This window comes from Variovorax sp. 10N420 (genome assembly GCF_056394705.1).
In genome coordinates, this window is sequence record NZ_JBFTIJ010000015.1 from 49,980 (window position 1) to 70,662 (window position 20,683).

General features: G+C 62.3%; 18 protein-coding genes. 6 read left to right on the top strand and 12 right to left on the bottom strand.

Annotation, left to right across the window (positions count from 1 at the left end; all coding sequences use genetic code 11):
* Position 1 precedes the first annotated feature (1 nt).
* The 7 genes from hscA to uvrB all read right to left on the bottom strand — a co-directional run bounded on the left by hscA (position 2) and on the right by uvrB (position 7,371).
* Entirely contained in the window at positions 2–1,858 is a 1,857-nt protein-coding gene (hscA, locus tag AC1DEK_RS26435) for a Fe-S protein assembly chaperone HscA (protein WP_478128280.1), read from the bottom strand.
* A 4-nt stretch (positions 1,859–1,862) separates the two neighbouring features.
* Positions 1,863–2,381, bottom strand: coding sequence for a Fe-S protein assembly co-chaperone HscB (gene hscB, locus AC1DEK_RS26440; RefSeq protein WP_478128281.1), 519 nt, complete (start codon positions 2,379–2,381; stop codon positions 1,863–1,865).
* 59 nt (positions 2,382–2,440) lie between these two features.
* Positions 2,441–2,764, bottom strand: a complete 324-nt coding sequence (iscA, locus tag AC1DEK_RS26445; protein ID WP_184524123.1) for an iron-sulfur cluster assembly protein IscA — start codon at positions 2,762–2,764, stop codon at positions 2,441–2,443.
* A 1-nt stretch (position 2,765) separates the two neighbouring features.
* Positions 2,766–3,179: a Fe-S cluster assembly scaffold IscU gene (gene iscU / locus AC1DEK_RS26450; RefSeq protein WP_478096903.1), complete on the bottom strand. Its 414-nt coding sequence runs from the start codon at positions 3,177–3,179 to the stop codon at positions 2,766–2,768.
* An 18-nt stretch (positions 3,180–3,197) separates the two neighbouring features.
* Positions 3,198–4,418: an IscS subfamily cysteine desulfurase gene (locus tag AC1DEK_RS26455; RefSeq protein WP_478128282.1), complete on the bottom strand. Its 1,221-nt coding sequence runs from the start codon at positions 4,416–4,418 to the stop codon at positions 3,198–3,200.
* A gap of 71 nt (positions 4,419–4,489) precedes the next feature.
* Complete coding sequence (iscR, locus tag AC1DEK_RS26460; RefSeq protein ID WP_478128283.1) at positions 4,490–5,026, bottom strand: Fe-S cluster assembly transcriptional regulator IscR; 537 nt, start codon at positions 5,024–5,026, stop codon at positions 4,490–4,492.
* Positions 5,027–5,259: 233 nt separating this feature from the next.
* Positions 5,260–7,371, bottom strand: coding sequence for an excinuclease ABC subunit UvrB (gene uvrB / locus AC1DEK_RS26465; RefSeq protein ID WP_478128284.1), 2,112 nt, complete (start codon positions 7,369–7,371; stop codon positions 5,260–5,262).
* Positions 7,372–7,481: 110 nt separating this feature from the next.
* Between uvrB and AC1DEK_RS26470 the strand changes: the two genes are divergently transcribed.
* The 4 genes from AC1DEK_RS26470 (at position 7,482) to AC1DEK_RS26485 (ending at position 11,551) form a co-directional block, all read left to right on the top strand.
* The gene (locus AC1DEK_RS26470) at positions 7,482–8,678 is read left to right on the top strand and encodes an amino acid aminotransferase (protein WP_478128285.1); all 1,197 of its coding nucleotides are present in this window, start codon (positions 7,482–7,484) and stop codon (positions 8,676–8,678) included.
* 200 nt (positions 8,679–8,878) lie between these two features.
* Positions 8,879–10,279: a polyhydroxyalkanoate depolymerase gene (locus AC1DEK_RS26475; RefSeq protein ID WP_478128286.1), complete on the top strand. Its 1,401-nt coding sequence runs from the start codon at positions 8,879–8,881 to the stop codon at positions 10,277–10,279.
* A gap of 4 nt (positions 10,280–10,283) precedes the next feature.
* Entirely contained in the window at positions 10,284–10,919 is a 636-nt protein-coding gene (locus tag AC1DEK_RS26480) for an RnfABCDGE type electron transport complex subunit B (protein ID WP_478128287.1), read from the top strand.
* The gene (locus tag AC1DEK_RS26485) at positions 10,916–11,551 is read left to right on the top strand and encodes a LysE family translocator (RefSeq protein ID WP_478128288.1); all 636 of its coding nucleotides are present in this window, start codon (positions 10,916–10,918) and stop codon (positions 11,549–11,551) included. The genes AC1DEK_RS26480 and AC1DEK_RS26485 overlap by 4 nt, the downstream gene beginning before the upstream one ends.
* Positions 11,552–11,577: 26 nt before the next feature.
* Here the strand turns inward: AC1DEK_RS26485 and AC1DEK_RS26490 are convergent, their stop codons facing one another.
* From AC1DEK_RS26490 to scpA, 5 genes are all read right to left on the bottom strand, one after another.
* Positions 11,578–12,054 (bottom strand): VOC family protein, encoded by a 477-nt coding sequence (locus AC1DEK_RS26490; protein ID WP_478128289.1) that lies wholly within the window; start codon positions 12,052–12,054, stop codon positions 11,578–11,580.
* Positions 12,054–14,102 (bottom strand): acetyl-CoA carboxylase biotin carboxylase subunit, encoded by a 2,049-nt coding sequence (locus tag AC1DEK_RS26495; protein WP_478128290.1) that lies wholly within the window; start codon positions 14,100–14,102, stop codon positions 12,054–12,056. Before AC1DEK_RS26495 ends, AC1DEK_RS26490 begins: the two co-directional genes overlap by 1 nt.
* 17 nt (positions 14,103–14,119) lie before the next feature.
* Positions 14,120–15,652: an acyl-CoA carboxylase subunit beta gene (locus AC1DEK_RS26500; protein WP_478128291.1), complete on the bottom strand. Its 1,533-nt coding sequence runs from the start codon at positions 15,650–15,652 to the stop codon at positions 14,120–14,122.
* A 48-nt stretch (positions 15,653–15,700) separates the two neighbouring features.
* Positions 15,701–16,753, bottom strand: a complete 1,053-nt coding sequence (meaB, locus tag AC1DEK_RS26505; protein WP_478128292.1) for a methylmalonyl Co-A mutase-associated GTPase MeaB — start codon at positions 16,751–16,753, stop codon at positions 15,701–15,703.
* 138 nt (positions 16,754–16,891) lie between these two features.
* Positions 16,892–19,045 carry a methylmalonyl-CoA mutase gene (gene scpA, locus AC1DEK_RS26510; protein WP_478128293.1) on the bottom strand — a complete coding sequence of 718 codons (2,154 nt, stop codon included), beginning with the start codon at positions 19,043–19,045 and terminating at the stop codon, positions 16,892–16,894.
* Positions 19,046–19,169: 124 nt separating this feature from the next.
* On the opposite strand from scpA, the gene AC1DEK_RS26515 reads away from it, so the two are divergent.
* A complete protein-coding gene (locus AC1DEK_RS26515; protein WP_478128294.1) occupies positions 19,170–19,817 on the top strand; it encodes a GntR family transcriptional regulator in 648 nt (215 codons plus the stop codon).
* Between the two features lie 122 nt (positions 19,818–19,939).
* A complete protein-coding gene (locus AC1DEK_RS26520) occupies positions 19,940–20,677 on the top strand; it encodes an SDR family NAD(P)-dependent oxidoreductase (RefSeq protein ID WP_478128295.1) in 738 nt (245 codons plus the stop codon).
* Positions 20,678–20,683: the final 6 nt, after the last annotated feature.

A 20,683-nucleotide genomic window follows, 5' to 3' on the forward strand; every position in this document is an offset into this window, starting at 1 on the left:
TCTAGAGGGATTCGATCTGGCGACCCGAGAGCGCTCGCGCGATCCCGGCGTTCATCCGTTCGGCCGCGAAGGCTTCGGTGCCATCGGCGAGCGCCTTGGTCGCCGCTTCGACAGTGGCTGCGTCGCCGGTGGATCGGGCTTCGCGCAGGGCGTCCATCAACGAATGAATCGCCCCGCGTTCTTCGGGGGACAAAAGCGCACCATCTATATCCAGCGCACTCTGTGTCGCCAGCAGCATGCGATCGGCGTCCACCCGCGCCTCGACCAGTGCGCGTGCCTGCATGTCCTGTTGGGCGGTTGAGAAGCTGTCTTGCAGCATCGTGGCGATCTGGTCGTCAGAGAGCCCGTAAGAAGGCTTGACGGTAACGCTTGCCTCCACTCCGCTGCCCTGCTCCTTGGCGCTCACGCTAAGCAAGCCGTCCGCATCGACCGTGAAGGTGACCCTGATCCGTGCGGCGCCCGCGACCATCGGCGGAATGCCGCGCAGCTCGAATCGCGCCAGGCTGCGGCAATCTGCGACGAGGTCACGTTCGCCTTGCACCACGTGCAGCGCGAGCGCCGTCTGCCCGTCCTTGTATGTCGTGAAATCCTGCGCCATCGCCGTCGGAATCGTCTGGTTGCGAGGCACGATACGCTCGACCAAACCACCCATGGTTTCAATGCCGAGCGAAAGCGGAATCACATCCAGCAGCAACAGGTCATCGGCGCCCGCATTCCCGGCAAGCTGATTGGCCTGGATGGCCGCGCCCAGTGCCACCACCTCGTCAGGATTGAGATTGGTCAATGGCTCTCGACCAAAGAACTCACCGACTGCGCGCCGAATCTGCGGCATTCGCGTGGCCCCGCCAACCAGCACGACCCCCTGCATGTCCGTCGGCTGGAGCTTAGCGTCTCGCAAGGCCTTGCGAACGGCAGCGATCGTTCGTGCGGTGAGGGGCTGGGTCGCGCCTTCGAATTGGTCGCGCCGGATCTCGGCGGTCACATTGCCGGCCTGCAGGCTGGCGGAGAACAGAGTTGTTTCAGCAGACGTGAGCGCCTCCTTGGCTGCCCGAGCCGTCACCAGCAGCGCAGCCTTGTCGGTATCGCTGGACACCTTCAGGCCTGCTTGCGCGAGGACCACGTCCGCCAATACGTGATCGTAGTCGTCGCCTCCCAAGGCCGAATCGCCGCCGGTTGCAATGACCTCGAATACGCCCTGCGTCAGGCGCAGGATCGAAATGTCGAAAGTGCCACCGCCAAGATCGTAGACGGCGTACACACCCTCGCTCGCGTTGTCGAGCCCGTAGGCAATTGCTGCCGACGTCGGCTCGCTGATGAGGCGCAGCACGTTCAGTCCTGCGAGTTGAGCGGCGTCCTTGGTGGCTTGGCGCTGGCCTTCGTCGAAGTACGCGGGAACGGTGATCACCGCGCCGTACAGATCCGCATTGAAAGTGTCCTCGGCCCGATAGCGAAGGGTCGCGAGGATCTCGGCGCTGACTTCAATCGGCGACTTCTCGCCGGCCGCCGTGCGCACCCTGACCATGCCTGCGTCGTCCGTCAGGTGGTAGGCCATTGCTTCGCGATTGCCGATGTCCTGGATGCCGCGGCCCATCAAGCGCTTGACGGACGTGATGACATTGGTGGGATCGCCCACGCGTGCAGCCAACGCGTCGAAGCCGATCTGCCGGCGATCCTTGTCGAGATAGCGCACGGCCGAAGGGAGCACCACGCGGCCTTCCGCATCTGGCAAGCATTCGGCGACTCCATTGCGCACGGCAGCAACGAGCGAGTGCGTGGTTCCGAGGTCGATGCCGACCGCGATGCGGCGCTGGTGCGGATCGGGCGCGAGGCCCGGTTCTGAGATCTGGAGCAATGCCATGGCGCTATTGTCCCAATTGCTCTGACTTCGCCTCGATATCGTCGGCAAAGCGCTCTATGAACATGAGGGCTCTGACCTGCAGGGCCGCCGCAGGGTAGTCGCCTTTTTCGTCAATGAGCCAATCGAGCGAGGACATCGCGCGAGCACGGACGACTTCGACTTCGGACCGCAGTTTCTCGAGGTCGGCCGCACCGTGAGCTTCGTCGAGCTCTTCGCGCCACTCCATCTGGTGCATCAAAAAATCCGCCGGCATCGCGGTATTGTTCTCGGCGTTGATCGGCGCAGCATTCAATTGACAAATGTATGCGGCACGCTTGATCGGATCCTTCAGCCGCTGGTAGGCCTCGTTGATGCGAACTGACCACTGCATGGCAACCCGCTGAGCTGCCGCGCCCTGCGCAGCAAAACGGTCGGGATGCGCTTCCCGCTGCAGTTCTTTCCAGCGGGCGTCCAGCTTGGCGCGGTCCTGCACAAACCGGGCAGGCACCGCGAAGAGGTCGAAATCGTTGTCAGTGAGGTTCATACGTCAAAAAGCCGCCAGCACATGACATGGTGGCGGCTCGGGCTCGATGCCGGTGGAGGTCAGATGCGGAAGCTCTCGCCGCAACCGCAGCGGTCGCGCTCGTTCGGATTGTTGAACTTGAAGCCCTCATTGAGGCCTTCACGCACAAAATCGAGTTGCGTTCCGTCGATGTAGGCAAGGCTTTTGGGATCGACGAGCACCTTCACGCCGTGGTCCTCGAATACCACGTCTTCAGGCGACAGTTCGTCGACGTACTCGAGCTTGTAGGCAAGCCCTGAACAGCCTGTCGTCTTGACGCCCAGACGCACGCCCACGCCCTTCCCTCGCTTGCCGAGGTAGCGCGTGACGTGGCGCGCAGCCGATTCGGTGAGAGTCACAGCCATGTCAGTGAGCAGCCTCCGTCGCCGATGCGGCGACGCCATGCTTGGCCTTGTAGTCGCTGACCGCCGCCTTGATGGCGTCTTCGGCGAGGATCGAGCAATGGATCTTGACGGGCGGCAATGCGAGCTCTTCGGCGATCTGCGCATTCTTCAACGCAGCCGCCTCGTCGAGCGTCTTTCCCTTGACCCATTCGGTCACGAGAGACGACGAAGCAATTGCCGAACCGCAGCCGTATGTCTTGAAGCGCGCGTCCTCGATCACCCCTGTCTCGGGGTTGACCTTGATCTGGAGCTTCATGACGTCACCGCAGGCGGGTGCGCCCACCATGCCGGTGCCCACCGACTCGTCGCCCTTTTCGAAAGAGCCGACGTTGCGGGGATTTTCGTAATGGTCAATAACCTTGGATGAATAAGCCATGGGATACCTCTTTGATCTTTAATGCGCCGACCACTGGATCGTGCTGATGTCGATGCCGTCCTTGAACATCTCCCACAGCGGGCTCAGTTCGCGGAGCTTGGCGACGTTGTGCTTGATGGTCGAAACCGCGTAGTCGATCTCTTCTTCGGTCGTGAACCGGCCGATCGTCATGCGCAGACTGCTGTGAGCGAGTTCGTCACTGCGGCCGAGGGCACGTAGCACATAGCTGGGTTCGAGACTGGCCGAGGTGCAGGCAGAGCCGCTGGACACGGCCAGACCCTTGATGCCCATGATCAGCGATTCGCCTTCGACGTAGTTGAAGCTCATGTTCAGGTTGTGCGGAACCCTATGCGCGAGATCGCCATTGATGAAAACCTGTTCGACATCCTTAAGGCCGTCAAGAAGGCGCTTCTGAAGCGCGTGCGCCTTGGCAATGTCTTGCTTCATTTCGAGCTTGGCAAGGCGGAAGGCTTCGCCCATGCCCACGATCTGATGCGTAGGCAACGTACCGGAGCGCATTCCACGCTCATGGCCGCCACCATGCATCTGCGCTTCAAGACGTACGCGTGGCTTGCGGCGGACGTAGAGTGCGCCGATGCCCTTAGGCCCGTAAGTCTTGTGTGAAGCGAGGCTCATCAGGTCGATCGGCAGGTTCTTGACGTCGATCTCGACCTTGCCCGTGGCTTGCGCCGCGTCGGCATGAAAAATCACGCCCTTTTCACGGCAAATGTTTCCGAGCGCGACCATGTCCTGGATCACACCGATTTCGTTGTTCACGAACATGACGCTCGCAAGGATGGTGTCGGGACGGATGGCTGCCTTGAAGGCTTCCAGATCGAGCAGCCCGTTTTCCTGGACGTCAAGATAGGTCACGTCGAACCCTTGGCGCTCGAGTTCGCGCATGGTGTCGAGAACCGCCTTGTGCTCAGTCTTGACCGTGATCAGGTGCTTCCCCTTGCCCTTGTAGAAGTGGGCCGCACCCTTCAGCGCCAGATTGTTCGATTCGGTAGCACCGGAAGTCCAGACGATCTCACGCGGGTCAGCGCCGATCAGGTCCGCGACTTCGACTCGCGCCTTTTCGACGGCCTCCTCGGCCTCCCATCCCCAGGCATGGCTCCGCGATGCCGGATTGCCAAAATGCTCGCGCAGCCACGGGATCATCGCGTCGACGACGCGGGGATCGACGGGCGTTGTGGCGCCGTAGTCAAGATAGATCGGGAAATGGGGAGTGACGTCCATGGCTGGCTCAGGCTGGCGTGGGGTTTATCTTTGTTGAAGCTGAAGTAGCGGCGCCCCGAGGCGCCTGCAAATCACGACTTGGCGAAAACGTTGCCCAATGCAAATACCGAATTGGGCGCGTTGACCCTGATCGGCTTGACCACAGGCTGGCTCGAAATCGCGCGCTTCACGGCGGGCTTGTTTTCGATCTGAACGCCCTTGGCGATCTGGTCGTCGACCAGCTTCTGCAAAGTGACGGAGTCGAGAAATTCGACCATGCGCTGATTGAGAGAAGCCCACAGTTCGTGCGTCATGCATCGACCCGCTTCCCCGAGGCAGTTTTCCTTGCCGCCGCATTGCGTGGCATCGATGGGCTCATCGACCGAGACAATGATGTCCGCAACGGTGATATCGGCAGCCTTGCGGCCGAGCGAATAGCCGCCGCCAGGGCCACGCGTGGATTCGACCAATTCGTGCCGGCGCAGCTTGCCGAAGAGTTGTTCTAGATATGACAGCGAAATCTGCTGCCGCTGGCTGATTGCGGCCAGCGTGACCGGACCGGTGTTCTGGCGCAACGCCAGATCGATCATGGCTGTAACCGCAAAGCGGCCTTTGGTAGTGAGACGCATCGCAAGCTCCTTAGTGCTTACCGTTGAAATGACACCTTGGCCGGGACCCGTGGTGACGTCGTCTCCGCCCTGCCCGACCCCTGCTTTTCTGGTGATCCAGTGAATGGGAGTCGGCCCTTCATCGCGAAGTTTCTTTGTTGTTGAGTATTTCGCTCAAGTATAGCAGGAGCCCCTTCACTTTGCTCGGGTAAACCCGCTCGCGCCCTGCGGATCCCGGCAGTCGCGCCGCCCGCCTACACAGGGGCGATATTGTCGTGCCCGGAAGCGCCAAAGGCCTGTTCGCGCAGCACTGCCAACTGGTCCCGAACGCGCGCGGCCTTCTCGAACTCGAGGTTGCGCGCGTGCTCGAGCATGGTCTTTTCCAGGCGCTTGATCTCGCGCGCAATGTCCTTTTCGGACATGTCTTCCACCTTCGCGCGCTCAAGATCTCGCTTGGCGGCTTCTTTCCCGGTCTTCTCGCTGTAGACACCGTCGATCAGGTCCCGCACCTGCTTCACGATGCTGCGCGGCGTGATTCCGTGCGCTTCGTTGTGAGCAATCTGCCGGGCGCGGCGGCGCTCCGTCTCGTCGATGGCCTTCCTCATTGAATCCGTGACCCGATCGGCATACAGGATGGCCTTGCCATGAAGATTCCGGGCCGCACGGCCGATCGTTTGAATCAACGAGCGCTCCGCCCGCAAAAAGCCTTCCTTGTCGGCGTCCAGAATTGCAACCAGCGACACCTCGGGAATATCCAGCCCTTCGCGGAGCAGGTTGATGCCGACCAGCACGTCGAACGTGCCGAGCCGGAGGTCACGAAGAATTTCGACCCGCTCCACCGTGTCCACGTCACTGTGCAGGTAACGCACCTTGACACCGTTGTCGCCCAGATAGTCGGTCAGCTGCTCGGCCATCCGCTTGGTCAGGGTGGTGATCAGTACGCGCTCGTTTTTGTCCACGCGCAGCCGGATTTCCTGCAGCACGTCATCCACCTGATGCGTCGCGGGCCGGACTTCAACCTCGGGATCGATCAGCCCTGTCGGCCGCACGAGTTGTTCCACGACGTTTCCCGCGTTGTCCTTTTCGTACTGCGCGGGCGTGGCGGACACGAAGATGCACTGCCGCGTCCGCGCCTCGAATTCCTCAAACTTCAGCGGGCGGTTGTCCATGGCCGACGGCAAGCGGAAGCCGTATTCCACGAGCGTTGTCTTGCGGGCCCGGTCGCCGTTGTACATGGCGCTCAACTGGCCGATCATCTGGTGGCTCTCGTCCAGGAACATCAGGGCGTCCTTGGGCAGATAGTCGGTCAGAGTCGCGGGCGGCTCGCCGGGCGCCGCGCCGGAGAGATGGCGACTGTAGTTTTCGATGCCCTTGCAATGGCCGATTTCAGCCAGCATTTCGAGATCGAAGCGCGTGCGCTGCTCGATCCGCTGCGCCTCGACCAGCTTGCCTTGGGCGACGAAGAACTTGAGCCTTTCGTCAAGCTCGAGCTTGATGGTTTCCACCGCACTCAGCACCTTGTCGCGCGGCGTGACGTAGTGGCTGGAGGGATAGACGGTGAAACGCGGGATCTTCTGGCGGATGCGGCCCGTGAGGGGATCGAAGAGCTGCAGCGACTCGATCTCGTCGTCGAAGAGCTCGATTCGGATCGCCAACTCGCTGTGCTCGGCCGGAAAGACGTCGATGGTGTCGCCGCGCACGCGGAACGTCCCACGCGCAAAGTCCTGCTCGTTGCGCGTGTATTGCATGCGGATGAGTCGGCCGATCACGTCGCGCTGCCCGATCTTGTCGCCTGTCCGCATGATGAAGCGCATCTGCGTGTAGTCCTCGGGCGTGCCGATGCCGTAGATCGCACTCACGGTGGCCACGATCACCGTGTCGCGCCGCTCCAACACGCTCTTGGTCGCTGAAAGGCGCATCTGCTCGATGTGCTCGTTGATCGAGCTGTCTTTCTCGATGAACAGGTCGCGCTGAGGGACGTAGGCTTCCGGCTGGTAATAGTCGTAGTAGCTGACGAAGTATTCGACCGCGTTTTTTGGAAAAAACTCGCGGAACTCGCTGTAGAGCTGGGCCGCCAGCGTCTTGTTGGGCGCAAACACGATCGCCGGGCGACCCAGGCGGGCGATCACATTCGCCATGGTGAAAGTCTTGCCCGAGCCGGTCACGCCCAGCAGCGTCTGGAAGACCTCGCCGTCCTGCACGCCTTCGACCAGCCCGGCGATTGCCGCCGGCTGGTCGCCCGCCGGCGGATAGGGCTGGTAGAGCTCAAACGGCGAACCGGGGAATTTGATGAACTCACCCTGCTTGACCGGACCTACCGGATCGGCATGCTGAGGCTCTGGAATGACTTCGGACGTATCTGGCATGGCTTGGAGCTGAGAGAGATGCGGCCGCGGCCGGTAAAATTCAAGCGAACCGGAAAGCGTAACGCAGCTCCCGGCATCACGCGAATCGACCACCCGAAAAGGATTTCTCCATGTCTATGTTCACCGCCGTCGAGATGGCGCCCCGCGACCCGATTCTGGGCCTCAACGAGCAGTACGCCGCCGACAGCAATCCGCAAAAAGTCAACCTCGGCGTGGGGGTGTACTACGACGACAACGGCAAGCTGCCCCTCCTGAAGTGCGTCCAGGCCGCGGAAGAAGACATGATGAAGTCGCCCAGCGCGCGCGGCTATCTGCCAATCGACGGTATCGCCGCGTATGACAACGCGGTCAAGGGCCTTGTCTTCGGCGCTGACAGCGAACCCGTGAAATCCGGCCGTGTCGCCACCATCCAGGCGATCGGCGGAACGGGGGGCCTCAAGGTGGGCGCCGACTTCCTCAAGAAGCTGAGCCCGCAGGCAAAGGTGCTGATTAGCGATCCAAGCTGGGAAAACCACCGCGCGCTCTTCACCAACGCCGGGTTCGAGGTCGAAACCTATCCCTACTATGACGCTGCCAAGCGCGGCATCAACTTCGACGGCATGCTCACGGCGCTGAACGCCGCACCCGCCGGAACGATCGTCGTATTGCACGCCTGCTGCCACAACCCGACCGGATACGACATCACGCCGGCGCAGTGGGATCAGGTCATTGCCGTGGTCAAGGCGGCGAATCTGACGCCATTCCTGGACATGGCCTACCAGGGCTTCGGCAACGGGATCGCCGAGGACGGCGCGGTGATCGGCAAGTTCGTGCAAGCGGGCCTGACTTTCTTCGTTTCCACCTCGTTTTCCAAGAGCTTCAGCTTGTACGGCGAACGGGTCGGTGCGCTTTCGGTGCTTTGCGAAAGCAAGGAAGAAGCCGGCCGCGTGCTGTCGCAGCTCAAGATCGCCATTCGCACCAACTACAGCAACCCGCCGATCCATGGCGGCGCGGTCGTCGCAGCGGTGCTGAACGACCCGGCCCGGCGTGCTGTCTGGGAGGGTGAATTGGCCGAAATGCGCGTGCGCATCAAGGCCATGCGGCACAAGTTGGTCGACGGACTCAAAGCTGCCGGAGTGAAGCAGGACATGGGCTTCATCACGTCACAAATCGGAATGTTCAGTTATTCGGGGCTTACCAAGGAGCAGATGGTCCGGTTGCGCGAGGAATTCGGCGTGTACGGCACCGACACCGGCCGCATGTGCGTTGCGGCGCTCAATAGCAAGAACATCGATTACGTCTGCCAGAGTATCGCGAAGGTCGTCTGAGCCGTGAATGGCGGCGCGTTGGAGAGGGCGTCGCCTTTTAACTCAGCCTTTGGGTTGGCCCGCACCCCGATGCTTAAGTTGCCGAAATAAGTGTTCAGGGCGACTCGAATGTCACGACTGCCTTGTCAAGTTGAACACTCGCCCCATTTGTAGAAAATGGCAACTGATATATTGCACTGCAATAACTAACTGGGCCTCCCATGCTCTACCAACTCTATGAAGCGCAACGCTCCCTGATGGAGCCGTTTGCGGACTTCGCACAAGCCGCCTCAAAACTCTATGGGCAAGGCGCTGTGTTTGGGCAAACGCCTATTGCACAACGCATGGCTGCCGGCTACGACCTGCTCTACCGCCTGGGCAAAGATTACGAGAAGCCGGAATTCGGGATCAAGACGGTCAAGGTCGAGGACCGCGACGTGGTGATCCACGAAAGCATCGAAGTCGAAAAGCCTTTCTGCCAGTTGCGCCGCTTCAAGCGCTTCACTGACGAACCGAAAATCCTCCAGACCCTCAAGAGCCAACCCGTGGTGTTGATCGTGGCACCGCTGTCCGGCCATTACGCAACGCTGCTGCGCGACACGGTGCGCACGATGCTTCAGGACCACAAGGTCTACATCACCGACTGGGTCAATGCGCGCCTCGTGCCGCTCTCCAAGGGCGAATTCCACCTTGACGACTACGTCAACTACGTCGAGGACTTCATTCGCTACCTGCAGGCCGAGTACGGCAACTGCCACGTGATCAGCGTCTGCCAGCCAACGGTGCCCGTGCTGGCAGCGGTCTCGCTCATGGCGAGCCGTGGCGAAAAGGCGCCGCTGTCGATGACGATGATGGGCGGCCCGATCGATGCGCGCAAATCGCCTACCGCGGTCAACAACCTGGCAATGAACAAGAGCTTCGAATGGTTCGAGAACAACGTGATCTACCGCGTGCCGGACGGCTTTCCCGGCGCCGGTCGCCGCGTGTACCCGGGTTTCCTGCAGCACACGGGCTTCGTCGCGATGAACCCCGACCGCCACGCGAGCAGCCACTACGACTATTTCAAGAATCTGATCAAGGGCGACGATGCGAGCGCCGACGCCCACCGCAACTTCTACGACGAGTACAACGCCGTCCTCGACATGGATGCGGACTACTACCTCGACACCATCAGGACGGTCTTCCAGGACTTCAAGCTCGTCAACGGCACCTGGGAAGTGAAGAACCCCGAAGGCGTGCGTGAGCCCGTACGGCCGCAGGACATCCGTTCGACGGGCTTGCTGACTGTCGAAGGTGAACTGGACGATATTTCCGGCGCGGGCCAGACGCGGGCCGCGCATGATCTGTGCACGGGCATTTCGTCCGACGAGCAAAGGCACCTTGAGGTCAAGGGCGCCGGCCATTACGGGATCTTCAGCGGCCGCCGCTGGCGAGACCGCGTCTATCCCGAAGTCAAGGCTTTCATCCTGGCGCACGACAAGCCGCAGACGCGCGCATCGCAAGTGACGCTGGCCCAGGAAGACCCGAAGCCCTCCGCTGCGAAGAAGCGCGCGACATCGGCTGCAGCACGCAAGACTGCGCCGGCACCCCGCTCACGTACGTCGCAGCGCAAGTCCGCGTGATGCCGTGAGCGCTCTGGCGATGCGCCTGCTCGAGGCGCTGCCGCAAACGCAGTGCACGCGCTGCGGCTATCCAGATTGCGCAGGCTACGCGCATGCCATCGAAGCCGGTGAGGCGGAGATCGATCAATGCCCGCCTGGCGGTGCTGCGGGCATTGAGCGGCTTTCGCGGTTGACGGGTCGCCCGGCAACGGAAGTCAATCCGCAGTTCGGCGTCGAGGGTCCGCGCGCGATGGCAGTCATCGATGAGGCGTGGTGTATCGGATGCACGCTGTGCCTGGATGCTTGTCCGACAGATGCCATCGTCGGCATCCACAAGCGCATGCATACGGTGATCGAGGCACATTGCACCGGATGTGAACTCTGCGTTCCGGCCTGCCCCGTCGATTGCATCTCGCTGGAAGTGGCCACGCCCGGCCGCAGCGGCTGGCAAGCGTGGTCGCAAGAGCAGGCAGAACACGCGCGCGAGCGCTATGAGGGCCATAAGCTGCGCAGCGACAAGAGGGCCCCTGTTGCCGATCCGAGCCAGGTCGATGCGCCTGATGCGGCGCCCCCGGCAGACCGCAAGCGGGCCATCGTTGAAGCAGCCCTTGCCCGCGCTCGCGCGGCGAGCGCATCCAGAACCGGCAGCGGCAAGTCATGAGCGGCGATACCCTCCTTCTCTTTACCCTGGCCTCGATCGCGCTTGCGATCACGCCGGGCCCGACCATGCTTCTTGCGCTGTCCAACGGCATTGGGGGCGGGATGCGTGCAGCGGGCTGGGGAATCGCAGGTGCGTCGCTCGGCAGCAGCATCGTGATTGCCACCGTCGCCCTGGGCTTGGGCTCGCTGCTTGCGGCATCCGAGTGGCTCTTCAACGCGATTCGGCTCGTGGGCGTCGTCTACCTCGTCTGGCTCGGCGTCAAGCTCTGGCGCGCGCCAGCACCCGATATTGCGAGGGAACTGGCAGCTTCAGCGGCCAAACCGCTTCCTGGCCGCCTTGCGTTGCTGCGCAGCCTCGCAGTGGCGTTGTCCAATCCGAAGTCCCTGCTGTTCTTCGCGGCCTTCCTGCCTCAATTCATCGACACGGCCCAGCCGCAGGGCCAGCAATACCTGCTGCTCGGCGCGATCTTCGTTTGTCTCGACACCTGTGTGATGCTGGGCTACGCCACCGCCGGCACGCAAGCCGTGCGCTGGCTCTCGCAACGCAGCCTGCGCAGGCTCAACCGGGGCTGCGCCGTGGGCATGTGGCTTCTGGCCGGTACGCTTGCGATCTGGCGCCGCCCCGGCGCCTGATCGCAATCAACATTGGCGTCGGAGCTCTAAGAGCCCGCGAGGGCCGTGAAAGCCTTGACGACCTCCGGCGGCGCCTGCACGAGTTCGATCAGCACGCCTTCCCCCGAGATCGGAAACTCCTCGTTGCCCTTCGGGTGCAAGAAGCAAATATCGAAGCCTGCCGCACCGGCACGGATGCCGCCGGGCGCAAAGCGCACACCCCGCGCCGTCAGCCATTCGACGGCCTTGGGCAAGTCATCGATCCACAAGCCGACGTGATTGAGCGGCGTGGTGTGCACAGCCGGCTTCTTGTCCAGATCCAGCGGTTGCATCAGATCGACCTCGACCTTGAACGGCCCGCCGCCGATCGCGCAGATGTCCTCGTCGACGTTCTCGCGTTCGCTCCTGAACGTGCCCGTGACTTCGAGACCCAGCATCTCGACCCATAGCGTCTGCAACCGCGTCTTGTCCGGGCCGCCGATCGCGATCTGCTGGATGCCCAGCACCTTGAATGGGCGGCTCATCAGGCAAACTCCATGATGACTTGATCGACGGACAACGATTCGCCCTTGGCGGCCGCAATGGCGCCGACGACGCCATCCTGCGTCGCGAACAGCACGTTTTCCATCTTCATTGCCTCGATCACCGCCAGTTTCTCGCCCGCCTGGACGCGCTGGCCGGCCTGCACTGCCACTTCGACCAGCAGGCCAGGCATCGGCGACATGAGGAACTTGCTGAGATCGGGCGGTGCCTTGTAGGGCATGAGCTTCAGCAGTCGTGCACCGAGCGGCGACAACACCATCGCCTCGAGCTGGGTGCCGTTGTGCGACACGCGCAGCGACAGCGGATTCTTGCCGGCCCCGCGCTCGACCTGAGCGGTGAAGGCGCGACCGTTCACCGTGCCTTCGACGCGAATGCTGCCGAGCGCCGATTTGCTGTCGATCTTGTAGCTGTTGCCATTCACCGCAACCGCGCTCGATCCCGTCTGCCCATGAAAGTCCGTGACCGACACCGGCTTGTGCACATGCTGGCCGGCTTCGTCGAGCACGACCACCACGAATTGCTCGCCGACCTTGACGCCATGGCCTTCGAGCTGGCCGCTGATGCCGGACGCGCGGGCGCGATACCGTCGATGGACGTAAGCCGCGAGAGCCACCAGAAAGTCCGGATCGTCATGCGGCACGTCTTCCGCATGAAAGCCCTTGCCGTAGTGCTCGGCAATGAACCCGGTGTTGAAGTCGCCAGCGACGAACTTCGGATGCGCAAGCAGCGCTGCCTGGAAGGGAATATTGCTGTTGATGCCGCGAATCACGAACCCGTTGAGCGCCTCGCGCATCAAGGCGATCGCGTGCGCGCGATCGCGACCGTGAACGATGAGCTTGGCGATCATCGAGTCGTAGAACATCGGGATTTCGCCGCCGTCGTACACACCGGTGTCTACCCGCACGCCATACAGATGTTCAGTGTCGGCGGAGAACATCGTCTCCTTCGGCGGCTGGAAGCGCACCAGCCGGCCCGTCGACGGCAGGAAGTTGCGGAACGGGTCTTCCGCATTGATACGGCATTCGATCGCCCAGCCCTCGCGCTTCACTTCCGCTTGCGTCAGCGGCAGCTTCTCGCCGGCGGCAACGCGGATCATCAGTTCCACGAGGTCAAGGCCGGTAATGGCTTCGGTCACCGGATGCTCCACCTGCAGGCGCGTGTTCATCTCCAGAAAATAGAAGCTCTGGTCCTTGCCCACCACGAACTCGACTGTGCCCGCGCTCTGATACTTCACTGCCTTGGCGAGCGCCACAGCCTGCTCGCCCATTGCCTTGCGCGTCGCATCGCTGATGAAGGGCGACGGTGCTTCCTCGATCACCTTCTGGTGCCGACGCTGGATAGAGCATTCGCGTTCGTTCAGGTAGATCACATTGCCCTGGGAATCGCCCAGCACCTGGATTTCGATATGGCGCGGCTCTTCGACGAACTTCTCGATGAACACGCGGTCGTCGCCGAAGCTGTTGAGGGCCTCGTTGCGGCACGAGGTGAAGCCTTCGAAAGCCTCCTTGTCGTTGAAGGCCACGCGCAAGCCCTTGCCGCCGCCACCAGCCGACGCCTTGATCATTACCGGGTAACCGATGTCCTTGGCGATCTCGACCGCACGCTCGGCGGTGTCGATCGCGTCGTTCCAGCCGGGAATGGTGTTGACCCTGGCTTCGTTCGCCAGCTTCTTCGACGCGATCTTGTCACCCATGGCGGCGATCGAATAGTGCTTGGGGCCGATGAAGACGATGCCTTCGTCTTCCACCTTGCGGGCGAAGGCTTCGTTCTCGGAGAGAAAGCCATAGCCAGGGTGCACAGCCTCAGCGCCAGTCTGCTTGCAAGCCGCGATGATGCGGTCCGCCTGAAGGTAACTCTCGCGGCTGGCCGATGCACCGATGTGCACCGCTTCGTCGGCGAGTTCGACGTGGCGAGCGTCCTTGTCGGCGTCGGAGTAGACGGCGACGGTCAGGATGCCCATCTTCTTCGCCGTCTTGATGACGCGGCATGCGATTTCACCCCGATTGGCGATAAGGATTTTCTTGAACATGTTCTCTTCTCCCGGACTCACAGAGGGATGTTGCCGTGCTTGCGCCACGGGTTTTCCAGCTTCTTCTCGCGGAGCATCACAAGGCTTCGGCAGATGCGCTTGCGTGTCTCGCTGGGCAGGATCACATCGTCGATATAGCCGCGCGTGCCGGCGACGTACGGATTGGCAAAGCGCGCCTTGTATTCGGCTTCGCGTGCCGCGAGCTTTTCGGGGTCGTTCTTGTCCTCGCGGAAGATGATCTCGACCGCGCCCTTGGCCCCCATCACGGCGATCTCCGCACGTGGCCATGCAAGGTTCACGTCGCCGCGCAGGTGCTTGGACGACATCACGTCGTAGGCACCGCCATAGGCCTTGCGCGTGATCACGGTGATCTTCGGCACGGTGCATTCGGCGTAGGCATAGAGCAGCTTGGCACCATGCTTGATGATGCCGCCGTACTCCTGGCTGGTGCCGGGCATGAAGCCGGGCACGTCGACGAAGGTCACGACAGGGATGTTGAAAGCATCGCAAAAGCGCACGAATCGCGCCGCCTTGATCGAAGACTTGATGTCCAGACAGCCCGCGAGCACCAGCGGCTGGTTGGCAACGATGCCGATGCTTTGGCCTTCCATGCGGGCAAAGCCGATCACGATGTTCTTGGCGTAGTCAGGCTGCAGTTCGAAGAAGTCGCCGTCATCGACCACCTTCGAGATCAGCTCCTTCATGTCGTAAGGCTTGTTGGTGTTGTCCGGAACCAGCGTATCGAGCGAAAGATCGGCGCGTTCGGCCGGATCGCCGCTGGGGCGCACTGGCGGCTTCTCGCGGTTGTTCAGCGGCAGGTAGTTGTAGAGCCGGCGCAGCATCATCAGTGCTTCGATGTCGTTCTCGAACGCCATGTCGGCCACGCCGCTCTTGGTCGTGTGCGTCGACGCGCCGCCCAATTCCTCGGCCGTGACGTCTTCGTGCGTGACCGTCTTCACCACCTCCGGGCCGGTGACGAACATGTATGAGCTGTCCTTCACCATGAAGATGAAGTCCGTCATGGCCGGCGAATACACCGCGCCGCCCGCGCAGGGGCCCATGATCATGCTGATCTGCGGCACGACGCCGGAAGCCATCACGTTGCGCTGGAACACTTCGGCGTAGCCGCCGAGCGAGGCGACACCTTCCTGGATACGCGCCCCGCCGGAGTCGTTGAGTCCGATGACGGGTGCGCCGACCTTCATGGCCTGATCCATCACCTTGCAGATCTTCTCGGCATGCGCTTCGCTGAGCGCGCCGCCGAACACCGTGAAGTCCTGGCTGAAGACGAAGACCAGCCGGCCGTTGATCATGCCGTAGCCCGTGACGACACCGTCGCCGGGAATTCGCGTGTCGGCCATGCCGAAATCACTCGATCGGTGCTCGACGAACATGTCCCATTCTTCGAAGGTGTTGTCGTCGAGCAAAAGCTCGATGCGCTCGCGGGCCGTCAGTTTGCCCTTGGCATGCTGGGCGTCGATGCGCTTCTGGCCACCGCCCATGCGTGCCTGTTCGCGGCGCTTTTCAAGTTGTTCGAGGATTTCTTTCATGACGTTCTATTGAAAAGTTGATCTTGTTGGCTCGATGGGTCCGACAGGCTACGCCTGCCCCGCCTGTGCGGCGAGAAGATTTCGTGCGGCAGTCGATGCCGGAAGCGTGCCAGTGGTGACTTGGGCAATCGCCTGCGGCAGCAGCTCGCGCACGCGTGGATGGTGTCGAAATGCATGTTTCAGGCCCGCCTCGATGCGTTCCCACATCCATGCGAGCGCCTGCTTTTCGCGCCGCGACGCGAGTCTGCCGTTGGCAGTCTGCAGCGACTGGAACTGCAGCACCGAATCCCAGAAGGCATCGATGCCGGTCCCGGCCAGCGCACTGAGTTGCATCACCCTGGGCAGCCACAGGCGCACTTCCGCTTCAGGCGACCCCGGTTCGGCGTGCGCCGCCTGAACGCTCTGTGCATGCGCCGGATTGCCGTGATGACCGAAGAGCCGGAGCGCGGATGTGATCTGCGCCTGCGCGCGCGTCGCGGCATCCTTGTCGATGTCCGCCTTGTTGATGACGACGAGATCGGCGAGCTCCATCACGCCCTTCTTGATCGCCTGCAGGTCATCGCCGGCGTTCGGCAATTGCAGCAGCACGAACATGTCCGTCATCCCCGACACCGCCGTCTCGCTCTGGCCCACGCCGACTGTCTCGACGATGACGATGTCGTAGCCCGCGGCCTCGCACACCAGCATTGCCTCGCGCGTCTTCTCTGCGACACCGCCCAGCGTGCCGGATGACGGGCTCGGACGGATGTAGGCCCGCTCATGCACTGAGAGCTTTTCCATCCGCGTCTTGTCGCCCAGGATGGAGCCGCCGGACACAGTGGACGAAGGATCAATCGTGAGCACCGCAACACGATGGCCGCGTTCGATCAGGAACAGGCCCAGCGTCTCGATGAAAGTCGACTTGCCCACGCCGGGCACGCCTGAAATGCCCAGGCGGAAGGACTTGCCCGTATGCGGCAGCAATTCAGTCAGCAATTCATCGGCTTGTGCCCGGTGATCGTCACGCGTCGATTCGAGCAGAGTGATCGCCTTGGCAATCGCACGCCGTTGCAAAGGCCCCTCCGATGCCACCACCGACCCGGCCGTGACCACGGATTTCATGGACTCGATCGCCGCCACTTCAGCTCCCGCCCCAATCGCCTCGGGAAATACCGCGGAACCGGCTTCGCCGGGCCGCTGGTATTGCCCCCTGCAAGGGGGTGGGCGGCCACACGAAGTGGGCAAGCCTGGGGGTGTGCGTCATAGAACAGCGCGAATCTGCTCGAGCACGTCCTTGGCACTGGCAGGGATGGGCGTTCCCGGGCCGTAGATGCCTTTCACGCCGGCGTCGTAGAGAAACTCGTAATCCTGGCGCGGAATCACCCCTCCGACGAAAACGATGATGTCGTCGGCACCTTGCTTCTTGAGTTCTTCGATGATGGCCGGCACCAGCGTCTTGTGGCCTGCGGCAAGCGTGCTCACACCGACGGCATGCACATCGTTCTCGATGGCTTGCCGCGCGCACTCCTCAGGCGTTTGAAACAGCGGGCCCATGTCGACGTCGAAACCAAGATCGGCAAAGGCGGTGGCAACGACTTTCGCGCCGCGATCGTGGCCGTCCTGCCCCAGCTTGGAGATCATCACGCGCGGGCGCCGGCCCTGCTCTTCAGCAAAAGCAGCGATCTCGTTCTGAAGCGCTTCCCAGCCTTCGGCGGAGTCGTAAGCAGCCGCGTAGACGCCGGTCACCTTCTGTGTGTCGGCACGATGGCGGCCGTAGACTTTCTCGAGCGCATCGCTGATTTCGCCAACGGTGGCGCGCAAGCGCACGGCCTTGATGCTGAGGTCAAGCAGGTTGCCTTCGCCGCTCTTGGCGGCGGCAGTCAACGCGTCGAGCGCTGCCTGCACTGCGGCGCTGTCGCGCTTCTCGCGAATGGCCTTGAGCTTGGCGATTTGCCCGTCACGCACCTTGACGTTGTCGATCTGCAGGATGTCGTGCGTGTCTTCGTTCTTGAGCTTGTACTTGTTGACGCCGACGATCACGTCCTTGCCCGAGTCGATGCGCGCCTGCTTGTCGGCGGCGGCGGCTTCGATCTTCAGCTTGGCCCAACCGCTGTCGACCGCCTTGGTCATGCCGCCCATTGCCTCGACCTCTTCGATGATGGTCCAGGCGGCATCGGCCATGTCCTGCGTGAGCTTTTCCATCATGTAGCTGCCAGCCCACGGGTCGATCACGTTGGTGATGTGCGTCTCTTCCTGGATGATGAGTTGGGTGTTGCGCGCAATGCGGGCGCTGAACTCGGTGGGCAGCGCAATCGCTTCGTCCAGTGCGTTGGTGTGCAGGCTCTGGGTGCCGCCGAACACCGCGGCCATGGCTTCGATGGTGGTGCGCACCACGTTGTTGTAGGGGTCCTGTTCGGTCAGCGACCAGCCCGAGGTCTGGCAGTGGGTGCGCAGCATCAGGCTCTTGGGGTTCTTCGGGTTGAACTCCTTCATGATCCGGCACCACAGAAGGCGCGCCGCGCGCATCTTGGCGACTTCCAGATAGAAGTTCATGCCGATGGCCCAGAAGAAGCTCAGCCGGCCCGCGAAGTCATCGACGTCCAGACCCTTGGCGAGCGCCGTCTTGACGTACTCCTTGCCGTCCGCCAGCGTGAAGGCCAGTTCCAGCGCCTGATTCGCGCCGGCTTCCTGCATGTGATAGCCGCTGATCGAGATCGAGTTGAACTTCGGCATGTTGCGCGCCGTGTACTCGATGATGTCGCCGATGATCCGCATCGACGGCTCCGGCGGAAAGATATAGGTGTTGCGGACCATGAACTCCTTGAGGATGTCGTTCTGGATCGTTCCGCTGAGCTTGTCCTGGGAGACACCCTGCTCTTCCGCTGCCACCACATAGCCTGCAAGCACCGGGAGCACCGCACCGTTCATCGTCATCGACACGCTGACCTTATCGAGCGGAATCTGGTCGAAGAGGATCTTCATGTCCTCCACTGAATCGATCGCTACGCCGGCCTTGCCCACGTCACCCGTCACGCGCGGATGGTCGCTGTCGTAGCCCCGGTGGGTTGCAAGATCGAACGCGACGCTCACGCCCTGGCCGCCGGCAGCGAGTGCCTTGCGATAGAAAGCGTTCGATTCCTCGGCTGTCGAGAAGCCCGCGTATTGCCGGATGGTCCAGGGACGCACCGCGTACATGGTGGCTTGCGGGCCTCGCAGATAAGGCTCGAACCCGGGCAACGTGTCCGCGTACTTCAACCCTTTCAAGTCGGCGGACGTGTAGAGCGGCTTGACGGTGATGCCGTCGGGCGTGATCCAGTTCAATGCATTCACATCACCACCGGGAGCGGATTTTGCGGCGGCCTTGGCCCATGCTTCGAGGGTGGCGTTTGAAAATTGAGGTTCGGGTTTGCTCATGGGCGCAGCTTTGAAAAGGTCGCGGAACGAGGGGGCGCGCACAGGTGCGGCCCGGGTCGGGAGCGAGTCTAACCCATCTGTAATTATTAATTCAAACAATCTGAGTTGCGGTACATTTCCACCCATGTCTGCGCTCACCCTCACTCCTCGCGCCCTCTACGAAGAGGTGGCGGAGCTACTTCGCCAGCGCATCTTCAACCGCGAGCTCGAGCCCGGCAGCTGGATCGACGAACTGAAGCTGGCAGACGAATACGGCATCAGCCGCACCCCACTGAGAGAAGCGCTCAAGGTACTTGCCGCCGAGGGCCTTGTCACCATGAAAGTGCGGCGCGGCGCCTACGTGACCGAGGTTTCGGACAAGGACCTGGCCGACGTGTATCACCTTCTGAGCCTGCTGGAGAGCGACGCCGCTGGCGTGGTCGCCGAGCGCGCCTCCGATGCCGAACTGGCCGAGCTCGAAGCCCTGCACACCGAACTCGAAGCGGCCGCCGCGCCGGGCCACGTGAACCGCCAGAACTTCTTCGCCATCAACGAGCGCTTTCACATGCGGCTGCTCGCCATTGCCGACAACCGCTGGCGCGACCAGATGGTGGCCGACCTGCGCAAGGTGATGAAGCTCAATCGGCACAACTCGCTCTTGAAGTCCGGGCGCATCGCCGAATCCCTCAAGGAGCACCGCGCGATCATGGCCGCGCTCAAGGGGCGCAATCCGGCCGTCGCCATGGCACGCATGCAGCAGCATTTCAGCAACGGGCTCGAAGCGGCGAACTGACCCTGCCCCGTCGGAGGCCCGACTTCGACCCGCATCCTGGCGGCGTGCTTTGCTTGCACAATACTTGCTTCGACTTAACGCAAGCGGCGCCCCTCCGGTGATCCGAAGAGAAAGTATCGTGAATGAGTAGTGTGGTCGTGACCGGCGCGGGCTCGGGCATCGGGGCTGCAACATGCAGGCGCCTGGCGGCACAAGGGATCGATCTCGTGATCCACACCGGCAGCCAGCGAGAAGCCGCAATGGCACTCGCGCGCGAATGCAGCGCCGTACGAAGCACCGTGGTGATCGGCGACATGGCCGATGCGGGCACTGTCGATGCGCTGTTCCATGCCGCACAGGCGCTCGGTGGGTTGCGCGGCGTCGTCGCCAATGCGGGTTTTGCCGACCGCCGCACGTTGGCGCAGTTGGATGACGACATCGTCGAGCGCTCGCTGCGCACCATGGTTGTCTCGCTCGCCCATCTCTTGCGCAAATCCCTTCCGCTGCTCGAACAAGCCTCGCACGGGCGATTCGTTGCCGTCAGTTCGTTCGTCGCGCATCGGTTCACGCTCGGAGCGTCCAGCTTTCCCGCCACTGCCGCAGCCAAGGCGGGCGTCGAGGCATTGGTCAAGGCGGCCGCGGCGGAAGTGGCCGCGCGCGGAGTGACCGTCAACGCGGTAGCTCCCGGCTATGTTCAAAAGGACCGCCCGAACAGCGGCGCCCTGACCGCTGATCAATGGAAGCAGGCATTGTCACGCGTGCCCGCAGGGCGCCTCGCCACGCCCGACGACATTGCGGCGCCGATCGCCTTTCTGCTGAGCCCGGAAGCCGCATTCATCACGGGACAAGTGCTGCACGTCGACGGCGGCATGACCTTGTAGACACGC